This is a genomic window from Pseudoflavonifractor sp. (assembly GCF_050943825.1).
In the GTDB taxonomy this organism is placed as follows: Bacteria; Bacillota; Clostridia; order Oscillospirales; family Oscillospiraceae; genus Pseudoflavonifractor.
In genome coordinates this window covers 25,806-44,936 of record NZ_JBMNPX010000004.1, presented here as the reverse complement: position 1 = coordinate 44,936, position 19,131 = coordinate 25,806, and the positions used below count along the sequence as shown (strand labels likewise).

20 protein-coding genes and 2 riboswitches are annotated in these 19,131 nt (G+C 65.1%); all 20 genes read left to right on the top strand.

Features of this window, described 5'->3' with window-relative positions:
* Positions 1-5 precede the first annotated feature (5 nt).
* The 20 genes from ACOX7T_RS05520 (at position 6) to ACOX7T_RS05425 (ending at position 18,953) form a co-directional block, all read left to right on the top strand.
* Positions 6-1,214, top strand: coding sequence for a helix-turn-helix domain-containing protein (locus tag ACOX7T_RS05520; RefSeq protein ID WP_433440677.1), 1,209 nt, complete (start codon positions 6-8; stop codon positions 1,212-1,214).
* Between the two features lie 15 nt (positions 1,215-1,229).
* Positions 1,230-2,414, top strand: coding sequence for a sn-glycerol-1-phosphate dehydrogenase (locus ACOX7T_RS05515; RefSeq protein ID WP_433440675.1), 1,185 nt, complete (start codon positions 1,230-1,232; stop codon positions 2,412-2,414).
* A gap of 22 nt (positions 2,415-2,436) precedes the next feature.
* A complete protein-coding gene (gene yajC, locus ACOX7T_RS05510) occupies positions 2,437-2,763 on the top strand; it encodes a preprotein translocase subunit YajC (protein ID WP_433440673.1) in 327 nt (108 codons plus the stop codon).
* A gap of 270 nt (positions 2,764-3,033) precedes the next feature.
* Positions 3,034-3,216, top strand: a riboswitch (cobalamin riboswitch).
* An 89-nt stretch (positions 3,217-3,305) separates the two neighbouring features.
* On the top strand, positions 3,306-4,460 hold the full coding sequence (gene cbiD, locus ACOX7T_RS05505) for a cobalt-precorrin-5B (C(1))-methyltransferase CbiD (RefSeq protein WP_433440671.1): 1,155 nt from the start codon (positions 3,306-3,308) through the stop codon (positions 4,458-4,460).
* 18 nt (positions 4,461-4,478) lie between these two features.
* Positions 4,479-5,237 (top strand): precorrin-4 C(11)-methyltransferase, encoded by a 759-nt coding sequence (cobM, locus tag ACOX7T_RS05500; RefSeq protein ID WP_433440669.1) that lies wholly within the window; start codon positions 4,479-4,481, stop codon positions 5,235-5,237.
* Entirely contained in the window at positions 5,234-6,262 is a 1,029-nt protein-coding gene (locus ACOX7T_RS05495; protein ID WP_433440667.1) for a cobalt-precorrin 5A hydrolase, read from the top strand. Before cobM ends, ACOX7T_RS05495 begins: the two co-directional genes overlap by 4 nt.
* 42 nt (positions 6,263-6,304) lie before the next feature.
* The gene (gene cobJ, locus ACOX7T_RS05490; RefSeq protein WP_433440665.1) at positions 6,305-7,048 is read left to right on the top strand and encodes a precorrin-3B C(17)-methyltransferase; all 744 of its coding nucleotides are present in this window, start codon (positions 6,305-6,307) and stop codon (positions 7,046-7,048) included.
* Between the two features lie 26 nt (positions 7,049-7,074).
* Positions 7,075-7,830: a precorrin-6A reductase gene (gene cobK, locus ACOX7T_RS05485; protein WP_433440663.1), complete on the top strand. Its 756-nt coding sequence runs from the start codon at positions 7,075-7,077 to the stop codon at positions 7,828-7,830.
* Between the two features lie 15 nt (positions 7,831-7,845).
* Complete coding sequence (cbiE, locus tag ACOX7T_RS05480) at positions 7,846-9,060, top strand: precorrin-6y C5,15-methyltransferase (decarboxylating) subunit CbiE (RefSeq protein ID WP_433440661.1); 1,215 nt, start codon at positions 7,846-7,848, stop codon at positions 9,058-9,060.
* Complete coding sequence (locus tag ACOX7T_RS05475; RefSeq protein ID WP_433440659.1) at positions 9,057-10,433, top strand: cobyrinate a,c-diamide synthase; 1,377 nt, start codon at positions 9,057-9,059, stop codon at positions 10,431-10,433. Before cbiE ends, ACOX7T_RS05475 begins: the two co-directional genes overlap by 4 nt.
* Positions 10,430-11,491 (top strand): nicotinate-nucleotide--dimethylbenzimidazole phosphoribosyltransferase, encoded by a 1,062-nt coding sequence (gene cobT, locus ACOX7T_RS05470; protein WP_433440657.1) that lies wholly within the window; start codon positions 10,430-10,432, stop codon positions 11,489-11,491. Before ACOX7T_RS05475 ends, cobT begins: the two co-directional genes overlap by 4 nt.
* 191 nt (positions 11,492-11,682) lie before the next feature.
* Positions 11,683-12,207: a bifunctional adenosylcobinamide kinase/adenosylcobinamide-phosphate guanylyltransferase gene (locus ACOX7T_RS05465; protein WP_433440655.1), complete on the top strand. Its 525-nt coding sequence runs from the start codon at positions 11,683-11,685 to the stop codon at positions 12,205-12,207.
* Positions 12,204-12,974: an adenosylcobinamide-GDP ribazoletransferase gene (locus tag ACOX7T_RS05460; protein WP_433440653.1), complete on the top strand. Its 771-nt coding sequence runs from the start codon at positions 12,204-12,206 to the stop codon at positions 12,972-12,974. Before ACOX7T_RS05465 ends, ACOX7T_RS05460 begins: the two co-directional genes overlap by 4 nt.
* Complete coding sequence (locus ACOX7T_RS05455; protein WP_433440651.1) at positions 12,971-13,351, top strand: bifunctional adenosylcobinamide kinase/adenosylcobinamide-phosphate guanylyltransferase; 381 nt, start codon at positions 12,971-12,973, stop codon at positions 13,349-13,351. Before ACOX7T_RS05460 ends, ACOX7T_RS05455 begins: the two co-directional genes overlap by 4 nt.
* The gene (locus ACOX7T_RS05450; RefSeq protein WP_433440649.1) at positions 13,342-13,923 is read left to right on the top strand and encodes a histidine phosphatase family protein; all 582 of its coding nucleotides are present in this window, start codon (positions 13,342-13,344) and stop codon (positions 13,921-13,923) included. Before ACOX7T_RS05455 ends, ACOX7T_RS05450 begins: the two co-directional genes overlap by 10 nt.
* Positions 13,920-14,894, top strand: coding sequence for an adenosylcobinamide-phosphate synthase CbiB (cbiB, locus tag ACOX7T_RS05445; RefSeq protein ID WP_433440648.1), 975 nt, complete (start codon positions 13,920-13,922; stop codon positions 14,892-14,894). Before ACOX7T_RS05450 ends, cbiB begins: the two co-directional genes overlap by 4 nt.
* A 35-nt stretch (positions 14,895-14,929) precedes the next feature.
* On the top strand, positions 14,930-15,976 hold the full coding sequence (gene cobD / locus ACOX7T_RS05440) for a threonine-phosphate decarboxylase CobD (RefSeq protein WP_433440646.1): 1,047 nt from the start codon (positions 14,930-14,932) through the stop codon (positions 15,974-15,976).
* A 24-nt stretch (positions 15,977-16,000) separates the two neighbouring features.
* Positions 16,001-17,503 carry a cobyric acid synthase gene (locus ACOX7T_RS05435; protein ID WP_433440644.1) on the top strand — a complete coding sequence of 501 codons (1,503 nt, stop codon included), beginning with the start codon at positions 16,001-16,003 and terminating at the stop codon, positions 17,501-17,503.
* Positions 17,500-18,150 carry a precorrin-8X methylmutase gene (locus ACOX7T_RS05430; protein WP_433440642.1) on the top strand — a complete coding sequence of 217 codons (651 nt, stop codon included), beginning with the start codon at positions 17,500-17,502 and terminating at the stop codon, positions 18,148-18,150. Before ACOX7T_RS05435 ends, ACOX7T_RS05430 begins: the two co-directional genes overlap by 4 nt.
* Before the next feature lie 11 nt (positions 18,151-18,161).
* The gene (locus ACOX7T_RS05425) at positions 18,162-18,953 is read left to right on the top strand and encodes a sirohydrochlorin cobaltochelatase (RefSeq protein ID WP_433440640.1); all 792 of its coding nucleotides are present in this window, start codon (positions 18,162-18,164) and stop codon (positions 18,951-18,953) included.
* Positions 18,934-19,129, top strand: a riboswitch (cobalamin riboswitch). (Overlaps the previous gene by 20 nt.)
* Positions 19,130-19,131 lie beyond the last annotated feature (2 nt).

The window sequence follows — 19,131 nt, the reverse complement described above, 5'->3', positions numbered from 1 at the left end:
CCCGGATGGATGAGAGTCTGCTTAAACGCGTAAAGAAGTACGCCAACCATTTTAAGGAGATCAGCGGCGTGGATACCTGCGTACTCAATCTCCGGGAGCGAAAGTTTTATGAGGGACCGCCCTCCTTCTGCCAGGAGAACTGTCCCTGCCGGGACGGAGACTGCGACTGCTTCCAGGTCCACCTGCGCAACTGCCTGGAGGCAGAGCGGTGGGATGGACGATATACCTACTACTGCCCGCTCAATTTCATCTTTGTGGCCGCCTACTGCACCACCCGTATGGGGATTCCCACCGGTGTGGTGGCCGGACCCTTCCTGCTGGACGAGTTTGATCGGGATTCCTTCCCGGGGCTGGATGAGAAGGCCATCGCCGCGTTGGCTCGTATTCCTGTCATGAGCACCAGTAAGGGCTATCACTTCGGCGAAACCCTGGCCGCGCTGCTCACCTGCTGCGGCATCAGAGACAGAGGCTTTTCCCCCACGGAAAACCGGTGGGAGCTCATCAACAAGATGTTCAGGTTTGCCACCAACGGCACAGATGGTACGCAGACAGGCTATTCCATTGAAATGGAACGGCGCCTGGTCCATTTGATTTCAGACGGTGACAACGAAGGCGCCCGCCAGCAGATCAACCAGGTTCTCAGCTATATCTCCTTTTCCACCAACGGGAATGTGGAGGCGGCAAGAGCCAGGTGTATGGAACTGCTGGTGATGATGAGCCGGGCGGCTATCGACGGGGGCGCGGAAGTGGATACTATCTTCGTGCTCAATGAGACCTATTTTCATGAGCTGTCCGCCTGCTCCGCGGTAGCGGATATGGGTGTCTGGCTGTCTACCGCGGCCAGCGGATACGCCTCCTATGTACAGGACGCCGCCGCCACAAAGCACTCCTACGCCGTGTCCAAGGCCATCAACTATATCCGGCAGAACTACGCCTCCAAAATTACCCTGGAGGGCACCGCCAAAATGGTCTATCTCAGCCGCTCCTACTTCTCCAAGCTCTTTGCGGAGGAGACAGGTACCACCTTTTCCAACTATGTCATCCAGGTGCGGATTGAGAAGAGCAAGCAGCTCCTGCTGGACAGCAGCGTGAAGCTGGCCGACGTGGCCTACCTGGTGGGCTTTGTAGACCAGAGCTATTTTACAAAATGCTTTCGTAAAATTGTGGGCATTTCACCGGGAAAATACCGGAACTGCCAGGGAAAACTGGAATAACAGGGGGAAAACCATATGGAATTGCTGGAACAATACCTGAACCACCCCTTTGAATGCAGCTGTGGGCGCACCCACTTTGTGCCCATGCGCAGAATCTGCACTGATATGTGGCGCACCGACCTGTCTGCCGAGTTTGAGGCCCTGCTGGGGGGCAAGCGGGCGGTCATGCTCTGCGACGTCCACACCAAAGAGGCCATCAACGACCGCCTGGCCGCCTATCTCAAAGAACAGGGCTGGGAGCTGACGGTCCGGGAGTACGACAGCCAGGGGACCCTCTTCAACGATGAGACCGTGGTGGGCACGGCGGTTTTTGCTGTGACCCCCAAGACAGACGGCATCATCGCTGTGGGCGGCGGCACCATCACCGATCTGGGCCGTTTTGTGGGCAGCCGGATGGGCAAGCCCTTTGTGCTGGTGATGACCTGCCCCTCCATGGACGGCTACGGCTCCGACGTGGCCGGTATGCTCATCGGCGGCAAGAAGAAGGTGCTCAAGGACTGCACCTTCCCCCAGGGCCTCTTTGCCGACCTGGAGGTGCTGCGTACCGCACCCTGGGACCTGATCAAGTCCGGCTTCGGCGACATGCTGGGCAAGCGTACCGCCCTGCCCGACTGGATTCTGGCCCGGCATGTGGACGGCGCCTACTACTGCCCGCTGATTGCCGACATTGTGGACAAGACCTCCCAGGCCTGTCTGGACTGCCTGGACGGCATTGTGGAGCGTGATCAGGAGGCCATCCGCACCCTGATTGACGCCCTGGCCCTCACCGGCGTGAACATGGCCCTCTGCTCCGATACCCGCCCCGCCTCGGGCAGCGAGCACATCTTCTCCCACTACCTAGTGGAGTCTGCCATCGACCAGGGCCGTCCGGCCCCCTCCCACGGCACAACCGTGGCCTTCGGCACACTGATCTCCGCCCTGCTGTACGAATACCTGCTGGGCCCGGCCATGCCGGAGGAGCTCTCTCCCATCCGGGAGGAGCTGAAGAAGTATCTGCCCGCCTCGGACGCCGTGCGGGAGATGCTGGTGAAGGCGGGCATCGGCGCCGCCGTGACCGACCATCTGCCCGGCAAGGAGGCGCTGGCCAATATGATCAGAGCTTCCAGCGCGCCGGAAAAGCGGTATACCATCTTGCGTTATCTGTCTGATTGTGGTATGCTGGAGCAAAGTATTCAGTACGTCCTGGAGCACATGGACTGACCAGAGAAAGGCGGAGGAGCAAATGCCCGAACAGACCCAGACAACAATCATGTATGCCATTCTTCTGGTTGTGCTCATAGCGGTTCTGGTTGTTTTCTTTATTATTCCGGACCGTAAGGCGAAAAAGGAGAAGGAGAGCGTTCAGCGCGGCCTGAAGGTGGGCGAGAAAGTGTACACCAAGGCCGGTATCCACGGCACCGTGGCGGCGCTGGACGGGGATCATGTCCTGCTGGAGGTGGGGAAGAACCGCACCCAGCTGGAGGTGGCCCGGTGGGCCATTCTGAGTGAGGATGACGGCAAGGCCAAGAGCAAGCGCCTCCGCACCATCCCCATCGAGCACGATGACTGAAGCATGCCGGAGAGAGGGGAGCCCGCAGGCAGCGGGTTCCCCCTTTTTTTGGTATGAAACAGGGCGGATTCATATTATTTTTCGATGATAGAAAAATCGCCGAACGGCTTGCCTTGGAAGGACAGTTGTGCTATGCTGGAAACCGTACCGGGAAACGGATATCATGCACAAATCGGATGGCACAATTTCCTGGGTAGTCTTTTACAAGAAAACGAAAATGAGTAAAGCGTCCGTGATAAATGGACACGACATACTTCGATTGAGCTGAATATACAAAAGTGCGGACGCGGTGCGGCGGAAAGCCGCCTAACAGGGAAGACCGGTGAAAATCCGGCGCAGTCTTACCTCTACTGTAAGCGCAGACGAGAGCGTCAGTCCATTGGCCAGGGGCCGAGAAGGGACGCTGGAGGATGAAGCGCAAGCCAGGAGACCTGCCGCAGTTCGGTACGTACTCTGAGGTGGAGGGTACTGGCATACGTAAAAACGCGGGCCCTTTCCATTGGAAAGGGCCCGTTTTTCGTCTGTCAGCTCTGGGAGGCGCTATGGCAAAGCTGGAACACTATATCGACGTGGGGGACAAGAAGCTGCGCTGCGGCTATACCACCGGCACCTGCGCTGCGGCTGCGGTCCGGGGGGCGGCGGAGCTGCTGCTCCTGGGGCGGCGGCTGAGCGCCGTCCGGGTGGACACCCCGGCGGGCATCCAGGTGGAGGCCGAGCTGCTGGAGTTCTCCGCCGGGCCGGGCTGGGCGTGCTGCGCCGTCCGGAAGGACGGGGGCGACGACCCGGATGTCACCGACGGTACCCTGATTTTCGCCAGAGTAGAGCGGACGGATACACCCGGTGTGGAGATTGACGGCGGCGAGGGCGTGGGCCGGGTGACCAGGCCCGGCCTGGATCAGCCTGTGGGCGCGGCGGCCATCAACTCCACCCCCAGGCGGATGATCCGGGAGCAGGCCGAGGCTGTGCTGAAGGAGTCGGGCGTGTCCGGTGGCCTGCGGGCCGTCATCTCCGTGCCTGAGGGCCAGCGGCTGGCAGGGGGGACCTTTAACCCACGGCTGGGCATTGAGGGAGGCATCTCCATTCTGGGTACCAGCGGCATTGTTCGCCCCATGAGCGAGGAGGCCCTGATCCGCTCAGTCCACCTGGAGCTGGACCTGGTGCGGGCAAGCGGAGCGGAGGACGTGCTGGTCACTCCCGGCAACTACGGTGAGGACTTTTCCCGGGATGTGCTGGGCCTGCGGCTGGACCGCTGGGCTCTGTGCAGCAACTATGTGGGCGAGGCCATCGACCACGCCCGGGGACTGGGGTTCCGGTCCCTGCTGCTGGTGGGCCATCTGGGCAAGCTGGTGAAGGTGGCGGCTGGCATCATGAACACCCACTCCCGCACCGCCGACGGCCGGGGAGAGACCATGGCCGCCCACACCGCCCTGTGCGGCGGTGACCGGGCGCTGGTGGAGCGGGTCTTTGACGCCCCCACCACCGACGGCGCGGTGGAGCTGCTGGAGGAGGCCGGCCTGAAGGAGGCCGTGATGGCCTCCTTGGCAACGTCTCTGGACCGGCGGCTCAAGGCAAGAGCGGGGGCGGACATGGAGATTGAGGCCCTCTTCTTCTCCAACCGGTTTGGAATTTTGGGACAGACCCCCGGTGCGGCGCGGCTGCTGGAGCGCCACCGGACGGAATATAACGACAGAACATAAAAACGGAGGCTCACTGATATGGTACACTTTATCGGCGCCGGTCCTGGCGCACCTGATCTCATCACCCTGCGGGGCGCCCGGCTGCTGGCTGAGGCCGACGTGATTATCTATGCCGGTTCCCTGGTGAACCCGGCCCTGCTGGAGGGGCGCAAGGAGGGCTGCGCCGTGTACGACAGCGCGTCCATGACCCTGGAGGAAGTGCTGGCTGTCATGGAGAAGGCCGAGCAGGAGGGCAAGACCACCGTCCGGCTCCACACCGGCGACCCCTCTCTTTACGGCGCCATCCGGGAGCAGATGGACGAGCTGGACAAGATGGGCGTGTCCTATGACGTGACCCCCGGCGTGTCCTCCTTCTCCGGAGCCGCCGCAGCCCTCAACGCAGAGTATACTCTGCCTGATGTATCTCAGTCTGTTATCATCACCCGCATGGCGGGCCGTACCCCTGTGCCCGAGGGCGAGGCCCTGGCCAAGATGGCCTCCCACGGCTGCACCATGGTGCTCTTCCTGTCCACCGGTCTGCTGGAGGATGTGGAGAAGGAGCTGATGAAGGGCGGCTATTCCCCCGACACCCCGGCGGCCATTGTGTACAAGGCCACCTGGCCCGACCAGAGGGTGTACCGCTGCACCGTGTCCACCCTGGCCCAGACCGCCAGGGACAACCACGTCACCAAGACCGCCCTCATCACCGTGGGCGGCTTCCTGGGTACCGAGTATGAGCGCTCCAAGCTCTACGACCCCACCTTCACCCACGGCTGCCGGAAGGGGACCGAGGGATGAAGCTGGCCATGGCCGCCTTCACCGCCCGTGGGGCGGCGCTGGGGCGGCGGCTGGCGGTGGCCCTGACGGCGGAGGGGGAGGCGTGCTCCCTGGCCGTCCCTGCCCGGCTGGCTGCGGAGCTGGACCTGCCCGCCATGGACAGCCTGGCGGACTGGACAGCCCGGGAATTTGCACGGGCGGACGGCCTTATCTTCGTGGGGGCCTGCGGTATTGCCGTCCGGGCTATCGCGCCCCATGTGAAGGACAAGCTCACCGACCCCGCCGTGGCGGCGGTGGACGAGGCGGGGCGCTGGGTGGTGCCTCTTCTGTCCGGCCACGTGGGGGGCGCCAACGACCTGGCCCGCCGCATTGCCGCCCTCACCGGCGGACAGGCGGCGGTCTCCACGGCCACCGACGTCAACGGCCTCTTCGCCGTGGACCAGTGGGCCGCCCGGCAGGGCTTCGCCATTGAGGACAGAACAGCCGCCAAGGCCATTTCTGCCGCCCTGCTTGCCGGGGAAACTGTGGGCTTTGCCAGTGAATTCCCGGTGGAGGGCGTTTTGCCCAAGGGAGTGACGGCAGGAGAAGCAAACATCGGCTTTTCCGTCACCGCAAAGACGGAACCGCTGCCCTTTGAGACCGGGCTGCGTCTGGTGCCCCGGGTGCTCCGGCTGGGTGTCGGCTGCCGCCGGGGCACAACCGAGGAGGCCATTGCCGCCACCGTGGACGCCGCTCTGGCGGAACACGGGTTTTCCACAAAGGCGGTGGATGGAGTGGGCACCATCGACTTGAAAAAGGACGAGGCAGGGCTGCTTGCCTTCTGTGCCCACCGGGGCTGGAACCTGAACTGTTACAGCGCGGAGGAGCTGCTCCGGGCCGAGGGGGACTTTACTCCCTCTGACTTCGTGAAAGGGGTCACCGGGGTGGACAATGTTTGCGAGCGCTCCGCTGTGACGGGCGGTGGACAGCTGGTCATCCGCAAGCGGGCGGCGGGTGGCGTCACCGTGGCGGCAGCCCTGCTGCCCCTGCGGCTCACCTTTGAATAAAAAGAAAATGCCGTGCCTTATGGCGCGTATGGAGGTTTTTGGATGAAAGTGACCGTAATCGGTCTGGGCCCCGGCGCGGGCGCCGACCTGACCGGCCGGGCCAGAGAGGCCCTGGCCGCCTGCGACCTGGTGGTGGGCTACACCGCCTATGTGGCCCTGATTAAGGACGGGTTCCCCGACAAGGAGTACCGCTCCACCGGCATGCGCAAGGAAGTGGACCGGTGCCGGGCTGCCGTGGAGGCCGCCGTGGAGGGTCATGATGTGGCCATGGTGTGCTCCGGCGACTCCGGCGTGTACGGTATGGCGGGCCTCATCTATGAGGTAGCCCAGGACTATCCGCCGGTGGACATCGAGGTGGTGCCCGGCATTACCGCCGCCTGCGGCGGCGCCGCCGTTCTGGGTGCGCCCCTGACCCACGACTTCGCCGTGGTGTCCCTGTCCGACCTGCTCACCCCCTGGGAGCTCATTGAGAAGCGGCTCACCTGCGCCGCTGAGGCGGACTTTGTCCTGTGCATCTACAACCCCATGAGCCACAGCCGTCCCGACCACCTGCGCCGTGCCTGCGACATCCTGCTGAAGGTCAAGGACCCGGGCACCGTGTGCGGCTGGGTGCGCAATATCGGCCGTGAGGGCGAGGAGAGCAGGCTCCTCACCCTGGCTGAGCTGAGAGACGAGAAGGTGGACATGTTCACCACTGTGTTTGTGGGCAGCAGCGCCACCATGAACCTGAACGGCAAGATGGTCACCTCCCGTGGCTACCGGGGTGTGGGTTCCCGGGAGGAGTAAGCATCCCGGAAAAAGGAGGAATCAGCGTGGAAATTCTGCTCTTCGGCGGCACCACCGAGGGCCGCATGCTGGCCCAGTGGCTGGATGAGCGGGGAGACAAGGTGACCTACTGCGCCGCCACCGAGTACGGCGGGACCCTGGTCCCGGAGGGAGCGGGTGTCACCGTCCATGTGGGACGGCTGGACCAGAATGGCATGGCCGCCCTGCTGGCGGCGGGCCATTTTGACTACGCGGTGGACGCTACCCACCCCTACGCTTCCGTGGTCAGTGCCAATCTGAAAGCGGCGGCGGGAGAGGCCGGCGTGCCCTATCTCCGGCTGGTGCGGGAGGACGTGCCCGACGATGAGAGCTGGTTCCACGCCCCCGACGCCAAAACAGCGGCGGAGATGCTGCTGGGCATGGAGGGCAACATCCTCCTCACCACCGGCAGCAAGGAGCTGGACTGCTATGCAGTTCCCGGTCTGCGGGAGCGGGTATTTCCCCGTGTGCTGCCCGCTCTGGACTCCCTGAACCGCTGCCTGGAGCTGGGATTCCCCCCGGCACACATCATCTGCATGCAGGGCCCCTTTTCCAAGGAGCTCAACATTGCCATGATGGAGCAATTCAACATCAGCGTGATGGTCACCAAGGCCAGCGGAAAGAACGGCGGCTTCTGGCAGAAGGCCGCGGCTGCCGCCGAGGTACGGGCGGATCTGCTCCTCATCGACCGCCCCTGTCCGGAGGACGGACTGACTATGCTGGAGATGAAATCCTTCCTGAACCGGCCCTGGACGGAGAAATAAAGGAGAGAAAGAACCATGAAGAGCCCGGTTTATCTGATCGGCGTGGGCATGGGAGACGGCGGCACCCTGACCGCCGATGCCGCCGACGCCATTGACGCCTGCGACCTGCTCATCGGCGCACCCCGTCTGCTGGAGCCCTGGCAGGACAAGGGCAAGGAGACGCAGGCCATTATCCCCGCCCAGGAGATTGCCGACTGCATCCTCAGCCAGGACAACCGCTGCACCGTGGGTGTGCTGTTGTCCGGCGACGTGGGCTTTTACAGCGGCGCCAAGAACCTCTACCCCCTTCTGGAGGAGGAGCGGGAGGTCATCGCCATCCCCGGTATCAGCAGTCTGGTGTACTTCTGCGCCCGGATTCACACCACCTGGCAGGACGTCCACCTGGTCAGCGCCCACGGCCGCAGCTGTGACGCCGCCGCCGAGGTGGGCCGCAACGCCAAGACCTTCTTCCTCACCGGCGGGAGCAGCGGCCCCGCCGAGCTGTGCGCCCGCCTGCGGGATAGGGGCCTGGGCAAGGTCAGTGTCTGGGTGGGCGAGCGGCTGTCCTATGAGGACGAGCGCATCACCTACGGCACGGCCGAAGAGCTGGCGGAGGAGGAGTTCGACCCCCTGGCCGTGATGCTGGCGGTCAACTCCAGCCCTGACAAGGGCAGGGCCTACATCCCCACCCTCACCGATGAGGACTTTATCCGGGGCGACGTGCCTATGACCAAGGAGGAGGTCCGGGCCCTGGCCCTGGTCAAGCTCCGCCTGGAGCCGGGCCAGAAGGTGTGGGACGTGGGCGCCGGCACCGGCTCGGTGTCGGTGGAGTGCGCCCGGTCCATCCCCGACGGCGACGTGTTCGCCATTGAGAAAAAGCAGGAGGCCCTGGAGCTCCTGTCCAAGAACAAGGCCAGATTCGGCGTGTCCAACCTCCACCTGGTGGCCGGAGAGGCACCCGGTGCTCTGGAGGGACTGCCTGCCCCCGACCGGGTGTTCCTGGGGGGGACCTCAGGCAGCCTGGGGGAGATTCTGGGCATTGTGCTGCGCAAGAACCCCGCCGCCCGTGTGGTGGCAGCCGCCATCACCCTGGAGACCCTGGGGGAGGCCATGCGGTGCTTTGAGGGCATGGGTCTGGCCAATGTGGAGATCGCCCAGATTTCCGTCAGCAAGGCCAGAACTGTGGGCCCCTACCACATGATGAACGCCCAGAACCCGGTGTTCCTGATCTCCGGGGAGGGACAGGGATGAGCGGCGGGGCGCTGCCCCGGCTCCTGCTCTGCGCCCCGTCCAGCGGCGGCGGTAAGACCACCGTTACCTGCGCCGTGCTCCAGGCACTGGTGAACCGGGGCCTGTCCCCCGCCTCCTTCAAGTGCGGCCCGGACTACATCGACCCCATGTTCCACAGTGAGATCATCGGGGCCAAGAGCCGCAACCTGGACCTGTTCTTCTGCGGGGAGAATCTGGCACGCCAGCTTCTGTGGGAGAACGGCAAGGACTGCGGCGTCTCGGTCATCGAGGGGGTCATGGGGTACTACGACGGCGTGGCCATGGGCACCCAGGCCAGCGCCTACCACCTCTCCAAGGCCACAGGCACGCCCGCCGTGCTGGTGCTGGACGGCCGGGGGATGGGACTGTCGGCGGCTGCCGCGGTGAAGGGGATCAAGGACTTCCGCAGCGACAGCGGCATCGCCGGTGTGCTCCTCAACCGCATCTCTCCCATGCTCTACCCCAGGCTGAGAGACGTTATAGAAAAGGAAACAGGTGTAAAGGCATATGGCTTTCTTCCGGAGCGGAAGGACTGCGCACTGGAGAGCCGCCACCTGGGTCTGGTCACCGCGGCGGAGGTGGCCAACCTGAAGGAGAAGCTGTCCGCCCTGGCCGCTCAGGCCGAGGAGACGGTGGACCTGGACGGCCTGCTGGCCCTGGCCAAATCAGCACCTGCCCTGGAATTTGAGGAAGAGCCTCTTCCGGCCCCCGTACCCGGCAGACCCCGCATCGCCGTGGCGAAAGACAAGGCCTTCTGCTTCTACTACGCCGACGGTCTGGACGCTCTGGAGCGGCTGGGGGCGGAGCTGGTGCCCTTCTCTCCCCTGGAGGACAAGGGGCTGCCGGAGGGCTGCTCCGGCCTCTATCTGGGGGGCGGCTACCCGGAGATTTTCGCCGGTGAGCTGGCCCGAAATACCGAGATGTTAAAAGCAATCCGCTACACTGTGGAGGGCGGCATGCCCACCGTGGCCGAGTGCGGCGGATTCCTCTATTTACATGAGCACCTGCAGGACAGCGAGGGTGTGGACCAGCCCCTGGTCGGGGTGTTCCCCTGGTCGGCCCGCAACACCGGAAAGCTGGGCCGCTTCGGCTATGTGACCCTGACGGCTCAGAAGGACGGCCTGCTGTGCCGGGCGGGGGAGGGCTTCCCCGCCCACGAGTTCCACTACTGGGACAGCCAGCAGCCCGGCGCGGATTTCCACGCCCGGAAGCCCGGCAGCAGCCGGAGCTGGGACTGCGCCTGGCACACACCCACCATGTACGCCGGATTTCCACATTTTCATTTCCGCGCCTGCCCCGAGGCGGCCCGCCGCTTCGTGTCGGCATGCGCCAGATATCAGGAGGAGCGTGTATGAGCATTCTGGAGGAGACACTTGCAGCCATTGTCCCTGCCGATCAGGCGGCCATGGACGCCGCCTGGCAGCGCTGGGATTCCATCGCCAAGCCTCTGCGCAGCCTGGGTCTGCTGGAGGAATCGGTGGTCCGTATCGCCGGCATGACCGGTACCCCCGCTGTGAAGCTGGGTAAGCGGGCCGTCATCGCCATGTGCGCCGACAACGGCGTGGTGGCCCAGGGGGTCACCCAGACCGGCCAGGAGGTAACCGCCATTGTCACCGAGAACATGTCCACCGGCGACACCAGCGTGTGCCATATGGCCGCCGCCGCCGGAGCGGAGGTCATCCCCGTGGACATCGGCGTGGCCCGCCCGGTGGTGGGGGAGCGCATCCGCCAGTACAACATCCGCCGGGGTACCGCCGACATGACCCAGGGTCCTGCCATGACCCGGGAAGAGGCGGTCAAGGCGGTTGAGACCGGCATTCAGCTGGTGCGGGAGCTGAAGGACAAGGGCTACGGCCTTATCGGCACCGGCGAGATGGGTATCGGCAACACCACCACCTCCAGCGCGCTGGTCTCCGTGTTCCTGAACTGCCCGGCTGAGAAGGTGACAGGCCGGGGCGCAGGTCTGTCCAGCGCCGGTCTGGAGCGGAAAATTAAAGCCATTGAGACTGCCATCCGGCTCAACCAGCCCGATCCCGCCGACCCCATCGACGTGCTGAGCAAGGTGGGCGGCCTGGACCTGGCCGGACTGTGCGGCGTGTTCCTGGGCGGCGCGGCCTGCCACATCCCCGTGCTGGTGGATGGCTTCATCTCCTCCGCCGCGGCCCTCACCGCCGCACGGCTGTGCCCCAATGCGGTGGACTACATGCTGGGCAGCCACGCCTCCAACGAGCCCGCCGGACGCATGGTGCTGGAGGACCTGGGCCTGAAGCCCTTCCTCTACGCCAACATGTGCCTGGGCGAGGGTACCGGCGCGGCGGCGGTCATGCCCCTGCTGGACATGGCGCTGGCGGTGTACGACGGTATGACCACCTTTGCCGACGAGCAGATTGAGGCGTATCAGCCTTTGACGTAACTCCAGGGGGGGAAATTCCCCCCTAGATACAAAACCGCCGCGCCGCCTTGGGCGGCACAACGGTTTTGATACCCCCCTCACCCCCGCACAGCGGGGGTGGTTGTGGCCGCTGCGGCCACAAGTTAAGGTGTGCTCCGCAGGCGCATGTCCTGCTGCGCACGGATTTTGATTTCATGAGGGGAACGGAGGAGATGGCAATGCTGATTCTGGTCTCCGGCGGGAGCGGCAGCGGAAAATCGGCCTTTGCCGAGGACCTGATCGTCTCCTCAGGCCTGGAAACAAAGATATATGTGGCCACCATGCAGGTGTGGGACGCCGAGGGTCAGGCCCGGGTGGACCGGCACCGGGCCATGCGGGCAGGCAAGGGCTTTGCCACCCTGGAGTGTCCGGTGAATCTGGCGGAGGCTGATGTGCCCCAGGGGTGCGCCCTGCTGCTGGAAGACCTGACCAATCTGGCGGCCAACGAGTGGTTCGGCGGGGACCGCTCCGGAGCAGAGGAGCGGGTGCTCGCCGGGCTGAGTAAATTGAAAGACTGTGCCGCCCTGACGGTGGTGGTGGCCAATGAGCTGTTCTCCGACGGCATCGAGTATGATAAGGAGACAGCGGACTATCTGGCCTGCCTGGCTCGGCTCAACCGGGCGGCGGCTCAGATGGCGGACCGGGTGTACGAGGTTGTGTGCGGCATCCCGGTGCGCTGGAAGGGGGAAGCGGAATGAAGAGCTTTTGGATCGCCCTGGCCATGTACTCCAAGCTGCCCGCCAAGCGGGTGGAGTGGGACAAAAAGAGCCTGTCCTGGGCGCTGTGCTGGTTCCCGGCGGTGGGTATCGCGGCGGGTGCGCTGCTGTTTGGCTGGCTGTGGCTGGCCGGGGTGCTGGGCCTGGGCGCGCCCCTGAGGGCGGCAGTGGCCCTGCTCATCCCTATCGCCATCAGCGGCGGTATCCACGTAGACGGCTTCTGCGACACCGCCGACGCCCTGGGCTCCCACCAGACCAGAGAGAAGAAGCTGGAGATTCTCAAGGACTCCCACACCGGCGCCTTCGCTGTGTTCTGCTGTGGGGTGTATCTGATACTCTTCTTCGCCGCCTGGTGCCAGGTGGAGACGGCCTCTCTCGAGACCATGGGTGTCCTGGCCCTGACGCCGGTGCTCTCCCGCAGCCTGTCCGGCATTGCGGCGGTCACCATGCCCAACGCCCGTGGCAGCGGCCTGCTGGCCACCTTCACCGCCCCCATGGACCGGCAGAAGGCCCACGGCGTGCTGACGGCGTGGATGTGCCTGACCGGCATGGCCATGGTAATGCTGGACCCCTGGGTCGGCGGCGGAGCAGTGGCGGCCGCGGCCATCAGCTTTATCTACTATGCCGTGATGTCCAACCGGCAGTTCGGCGGCATCACCGGCGATTTGGAGGGCTTTTTCCTCCAGATCTGCGAGTGCTCCATGGTGCTGCTGGCGGCTCTGGCCCAGCGGGTGGAGGTGCTGTTGTGAGGCTGATCATCGGCGGCGCGGGCCAGGGAAAGCTGGACTATGCGCTGAAGAAAACGGGGATGGACCACTCCGCTGTGGTCCTTGACCCGGCACAGGCGGGGGACAAGCCCATCCTGTACCGCCTGGAGGCCTGGGTGAAGGCCAATCCGGAGGTTGACCATCTCGCCGTACTGGAGGAGCTGCTGGCGCTCAACCCCGGCATCGTGATTCTCTGCGACGAGGTGGGCTGCGGCGTGGTGCCCATCGCCCGGGAGGAGCGAGTTTGGCGGGAGGCGGTGGGCCGCCTCTGCTGCACCCTGGCCCAGCGGGCGGACACCGTGGAGCGGATTTTCTGCGGCATTCCAATGACATTGAAGGGGGACTCGGCATGGAACTGATACTGGTGCGCCACGGCATTACGCCGGGCAATCTGGAGCGGCGCTTTGTGGGGCGGCTGGACCAGCCTCTGGCCCCGGAGGGGGAGGCGCTGGCCCGTGAGGTGGCCCCCACGCTGCCGCCGGTGGAGCACATCTACCGCAGCCCCCTGCTCCGCTGCCGTCAGACGGCGGATATTCTGTGGCCCGGGGTAGAGCAGACCGTGGTGGACAACCTGAAGGAAACCGACTTCGGCCCCTACGAGGGCAAGTGCCACGCCGAGCTGGACGGAGACCCAGTGTACCAGCGGTGGCTCAACGGGGAGCTGGAGATTGGTGAGCCCATTGAGAACTGCAACGCCCGGGCGGCCCAGGCCCTCCGGGACATCGCCGCCGACGTGGCCGAAAAGGGCTGGAAAAGAGCTGGCATCGTGGCCCACGGGGGCATTTTCATGAGCATGCTGGCCAGGTTCGGCCTGCCGGAGCGGTCCTACTACGACTGGCTGCTGCCCAACTGCAGCGGCTACCGGGCGGAGCTGGAGACAGACCCTCTGACGCTGCGGGTCTTTGCAGCCGTGGGGAGGGCCAAGGTATGACGATAACCCTGCGTCTGTTTGCCTTGCTGCTGGGCTTTCTCCTGGACCTGTTGCTGGGAGACCCCCGCTGGCTCCCCCACCCCATCCGGGCCATCGGCGCCCTCATCGCCGGGCTGGAGAAGCTGCTCCGCAAGATTTTTCCCAAAAATCAGGGCGGAGAGATGGCCGGAGGCGTGGCACTGGTGATTCTGGTGCTAGCCCTGTCCGGCGGCTTTACCCTGCTGGTGCTGTGGCTGTGCGGGAAGGTGGGGCTGTGGCTCCGGTTCCTGGCGGAGACCATCCTCTGCTTCCAGCTGCTGGCCACCCGCTCCCTCAAGGGGGAGAGCATGAAGGTATACAAGGCCCTGAAGGCCGGCGACCTGGAGGGCGCCCGCTACGCGGTGTCCATGATTGTGGGCCGTGACACCCAGTGCCTGGACGAGGCCGGTGTGGCCAGGGCAGCGGTGGAGACCGTGGCGGAGAACGCCTCCGACGGCGTCATCGCCCCCCTCATCTTCCTGGCCATCGGCGGCGCGCCCCTGGGCATGGTCTACAAGGCGGTCAACACCATGGACTCCATGGTGGGCTACAAGAACGACCCGTACCTCTGGTTCGGCCGCTGCGCTGCACGGCTGGACGACGTGGTGAACTTCATCCCCGCCCGGCTGGCGGGACTGCTCATGTGTCTGGGGGCGGGCTTCTCCGGCTTTGACGCCCCCAACGCCCTGCGGATCTTCCGCCGGGACCGGAAAAACCACAAGTCCCCCAATTCCGCCCACACCGAGGCCGCCGCTGCCGGCGCCCTCCACATCCAGCTGGGCGGGTCCAACTACTACTTCGGCAAGCTGGTGGAGAAGCCCACCATCGGCGACGCCGATCACCCGGTGGAGCCCCTGGACATTGTCCGGGTGAACCGGCTCATGTATGCCACCGCCTTTCTCGCGCTGGTGCTGTGCTGCGGCGTGCCGCTGCTGGTGACCCTGGCGCTGTAAAGGCCAACCTTTGAGCAGAGGAGGAATCTTCCGCCATGCAGTACACCCACGGCGGCGATATCTGGAGCTGTCCCGCGCCGGTGCTGGACTTCTCCGCCAATCTCAATCCCCTGGGCATGCCGCCCCAGGTCAGACAGGCGGCGGAGGCGTCCATCACCGATGCCGTCCACTACCCCGACCCGGCCTGCCGCAGACTCACCGCCGGCATTGCCGCCCGGGACGGCGTGAAGCCGGAGCAGGTGCTCTGCGGCGCGGGGGCCGCTGACCTCATTTTCCGGTTGGTATGGGCGGAGCGGCCCCGCCGGGCTATGATCACCGCCCCCACCTTCTCCGAGTACGGACAGGCCCTGCGGGCCGCCGGGGCGGAGGTCATCTCCCACCGCCTGCGCAAGGAGGACGGCTTTGACCTGACGGAGGACATCCTCCGGCACATCGACCATGACCTGGATATGCTCTTCCTCTGCACCCCCAACAATCCCACCGGTAGGACCATCCCCACCCAGCTGCTGGAGACCATCGCCAGACGGTGCGGGGAGATGGGGGTCCGGCTGGTGGTGGACGAGTGCTTTCTGGAGCTGACCGACGGCACCCAGGGCATGGCCGGACGGCTGGAGGAGTTTCCCACCCTCTTCCTTCTGCGGGCCTTCACCAAGAGCTACGCCATCCCCGGCCTGCGGCTGGGGTACTGCCTCACCGCCGACCGGGCTCTGCTGGAGCGGATGGAGGCATGTGCTCCGGCCTGGGCGGTATCCGTGCCCGCCCAGGCGGCGGGTCTGGCGGCCCTGGAGCAGCCCGGCTGGCCGGAGCAGGCCAGAGCGGTCATCGGTCCGGCCCGGGAACGGCTCCTTGCGGAGCTGCGCGGGCTGGGGCTGGAGGTGTGGCCCGGTCAGGCCAACTATCTGCTCTTCCGGGCCCTCGGACAGTGTGACCTGAAGGAGCGTATGGCGGCGCGGGGCATCCTCCTCCGCTCCTGCGCCAACTACGACGGCCTGGGCCCCGATTACTACCGGGCGGCGGTGCGTCTGCCCGAGGAGAACGAGCAGCTGATTTCCACACTCCGGGCGGTTCTGGTGGAAAACTGACGGTACAGGGAGGATACGACTGGAATGGCAAAGGCGATTATGATTCAGGGCACCGCCTCCAATGCGGGCAAGAGCCTGCTGGCGGCGGGGCTGTGCCGGGTGTTCCGGCAGGACGGCTACCGGGTGGCCCCCTTCAAGGCCCAGAACATGGCCCTCAACTCCTTTATCACCGAGGAGGGGCTGGAGATGGGCCGGGCTCAGGTGGTCCAGGCCGAGGCGGCGGGGGTGGCCCCGTCGGTGCGGATGAACCCGGTGCTCCTCAAGCCCACCAACGATACCGGCTCCCAGGTCATCGTCAACGGGATTCCACGGGGTACTATGCGGGCTTCGGAATACTACCGGTATAAGAAAAAACTGATTCCCGAGGTCATGGCGGCCTATCAGTCCCTGTCGGACGAGTACGACATCATCGTCATCGAGGGGGCGGGCAGCCCGGCGGAGATCAACCTGCGGAAGGACGACTTCGTCAACATGGGCATGGCCAGGCTGGCCGACGCGCCGGTGCTGCTGGTGGGTGACATCGACCGGGGCGGCGTGTTCGCCTCTCTGTACGGCACGGTGGCCCTGCTGGAGCCCGACGAGCAGGAGCGGATCAAGGGCTTTGTCATCAACAAGTTCCGCGGTGATGTGGAGATTCTCCGGCCCGGCCTGAAGCAGCTGGAGGATTTGGCGGGCAAGCCGGTGCTGGGCGTGGTGCCCATGCTGAAGGTGGACGTGGACGACGAGGACTCCCTCTCTCAGCGGCTGGAGCTGGGAAAAAAGGTGGGCCTTATCGACATCGCGGTGATCCGCCTGCCACGTCTGTCCAACTTCACCGACTTCAACCCCCTGGAGCGGCTGGAGGAGGTCACCCTCCGGTATGTGTCCTCTCCCCGGGAGCTGGGCAGTCCGGATTTGATTATCCTCCCCGGCACCAAGAACACCATGGGCGACCTGCGCTGGCTCCGCCAGAGCGGGCTGGAAAATGCCATCCTCAAGCACGCCGCTGCCGGCGGGTGCGTGGTGGGTATCTGCGGCGGCTATCAGATGCTGGGCCGCAGTATCTCCGATCCCGACGGGGTGGAGGGTGGCGGCAGCCTGGCCGGTCTGGGCCTGCTGCCCACCGAGACGGTGTTCTTCGGCGAAAAGACCCGCACCCGGGTCAGCGGACAGTTTGACGCCATGGGCGGGGACTTCGCCGCCATGGCGGAGGTGCCCTTTGAGGGCTACGAAATCCACATGGGCCGCACCACCCATCTGGACGGGAGCAGCCACATTCTCTCCTTCCGCACGCTGGACGGAGATGCCCACGCCGACGGCGCGGCGGCGGGCAATGTGTGGGGCTGCTACATCCACGGCATTTTTGACCGGGCGGAGTGCGCCGCAGCCCTGGTCAACTGCCTGCGCCGCCGCCGGGGGCTGGAGGAATCCGCCGCAGCGGTGGACTGGAAGGAATACAAAGAACAGCAGTATGACGCCCTGGCCGACGGGGTGCGCGCTGCACTGGATATGGAGCGGATTTACCGCATCCTGAACGGGGAGGAATGAGCATGAAGGTGGAGCTGCAGCGGGTGGCCCCCGCGGAGATCGAGAAGCGGAGCATGGAGATTATCACCGCCGAGCTGGGGGAGCGTTCCTTCCCGGCGGAGGTGCTGCCGGTGGTGAAGCGGGTCATCCACACCAGCGCCGACTTTGACTACGCCGACAATCTGGTCTTTTCCCCCGACGCGGTGGCCAAGGGCATCGAGGCCATCAGAAACGGCTGCACCATCGTCACCGACACCCAGATGGCCTGGTCCGGCGTGAACAAGCGGGTGCTGGAGAAGTTCGGCGGCAAGGCGGTGTGCTTCATGTCCGACCCGGAGGTGGCCGCTGAGGCCAAGGCCCGTGGGGAGACCCGGGCCACCGTGTCCATGGAGCGTGCGGCGGAGCTGGAGGGCCCCCTGGTGTTCGCCATTGGCAACGCCCCCACCGCCCTGGTGCGTCTGTGCCAGCTCATTGACGAGGGCAAGGTGAATCCCGCTCTGGTCATCGGCGTGCCCGTGGGCTTTGTGAACGTGGTGGAGTCCAAGGAGCTGATGCTCACCATGGATGCGCCCCACATCGTGGCCCGGGGCCGGAAGGGCGGCAGCAACGTGGCCGCCGCCATCTGCAACGCCCTCATCTATCAGGCCTCCGGCAACGCCCGGGAGTGAGGAGGATATCCATGGACAAGAAAGCCATTCTGGCCGTCTCCTTCGGCACCAGCTACCAGGACACCCTGGAGCGGACCATCGCGGCCATTGAGAAGGAGCTTGCCGCTGTGTTTCCCGACCGGATTCTCCTCCGGGCCTTTACCAGCGGCATGATCTGCCGTAAACTGAAGGAACGGGACGGCATCGTCATCCCCAGCCCTGCCCAGGCTCTGGAGCAGCTGCTGGCGGAGGGGGTGACCGACGTGGTCATTCAGCCCACCCACGTCATCAACGGCGCGGAGTACGACAAGCTCATGGCCCAGGCCGAGCCCTTCCGGGGCAAATTCGCCCGGCTGACCGTGGGCGCGCCCCTGCTCACCTCCATTGAGGACTACGAGGCGGTGGCTGACGCCATTCTGGAGCAGCTGCCTGAGCAGCAGGCGGACACCGCCCAGGTGTTCATGGGCCACGGCACTGAGCACTATGTGAACCCGTCCTACACCCAGCTGGAGTACCTCTTCCACGACATGGGCCGGAAGGACATCATCATCGGCACGGTGGAGGGCTATCCCGGTCTGGAGCAGGTGCTGCGGCGGCTCTCCGAGCGGCCTGAGGTGAAGAAAGCCCAGCTGCACCCCCTGATGGTGGTGGCGGGCGACCACGCCCGCAACGATCTGGCCGGTGAGGAGCCCGACTCCTGGAAGAGTGCCCTGGAGGGGGCGGGCTACCAGGTGGAGTGCGACCTGAGAGGTCTGGGGGAGTTCCCCGGCATCCAGCGGTTGTTTGCCGAGCACGCCAGACAGGCGGCAGACAATCGGGACTGATCCCGTTCATATAGATAGAAGCGTGGGCCGGCAGAGGGAAGTCGGGTGAGAATCCCGCGCAGTCCCGCTGCCGTAAGAGAAGAGCCGCCGGACAACGGCCACTGGGTGCGCCTGGGAAGGCGTCCGGAGGCGAAGAGGCTCAAGCCGGAAAACCTGGCCGGTCCCCAATTCACCAACC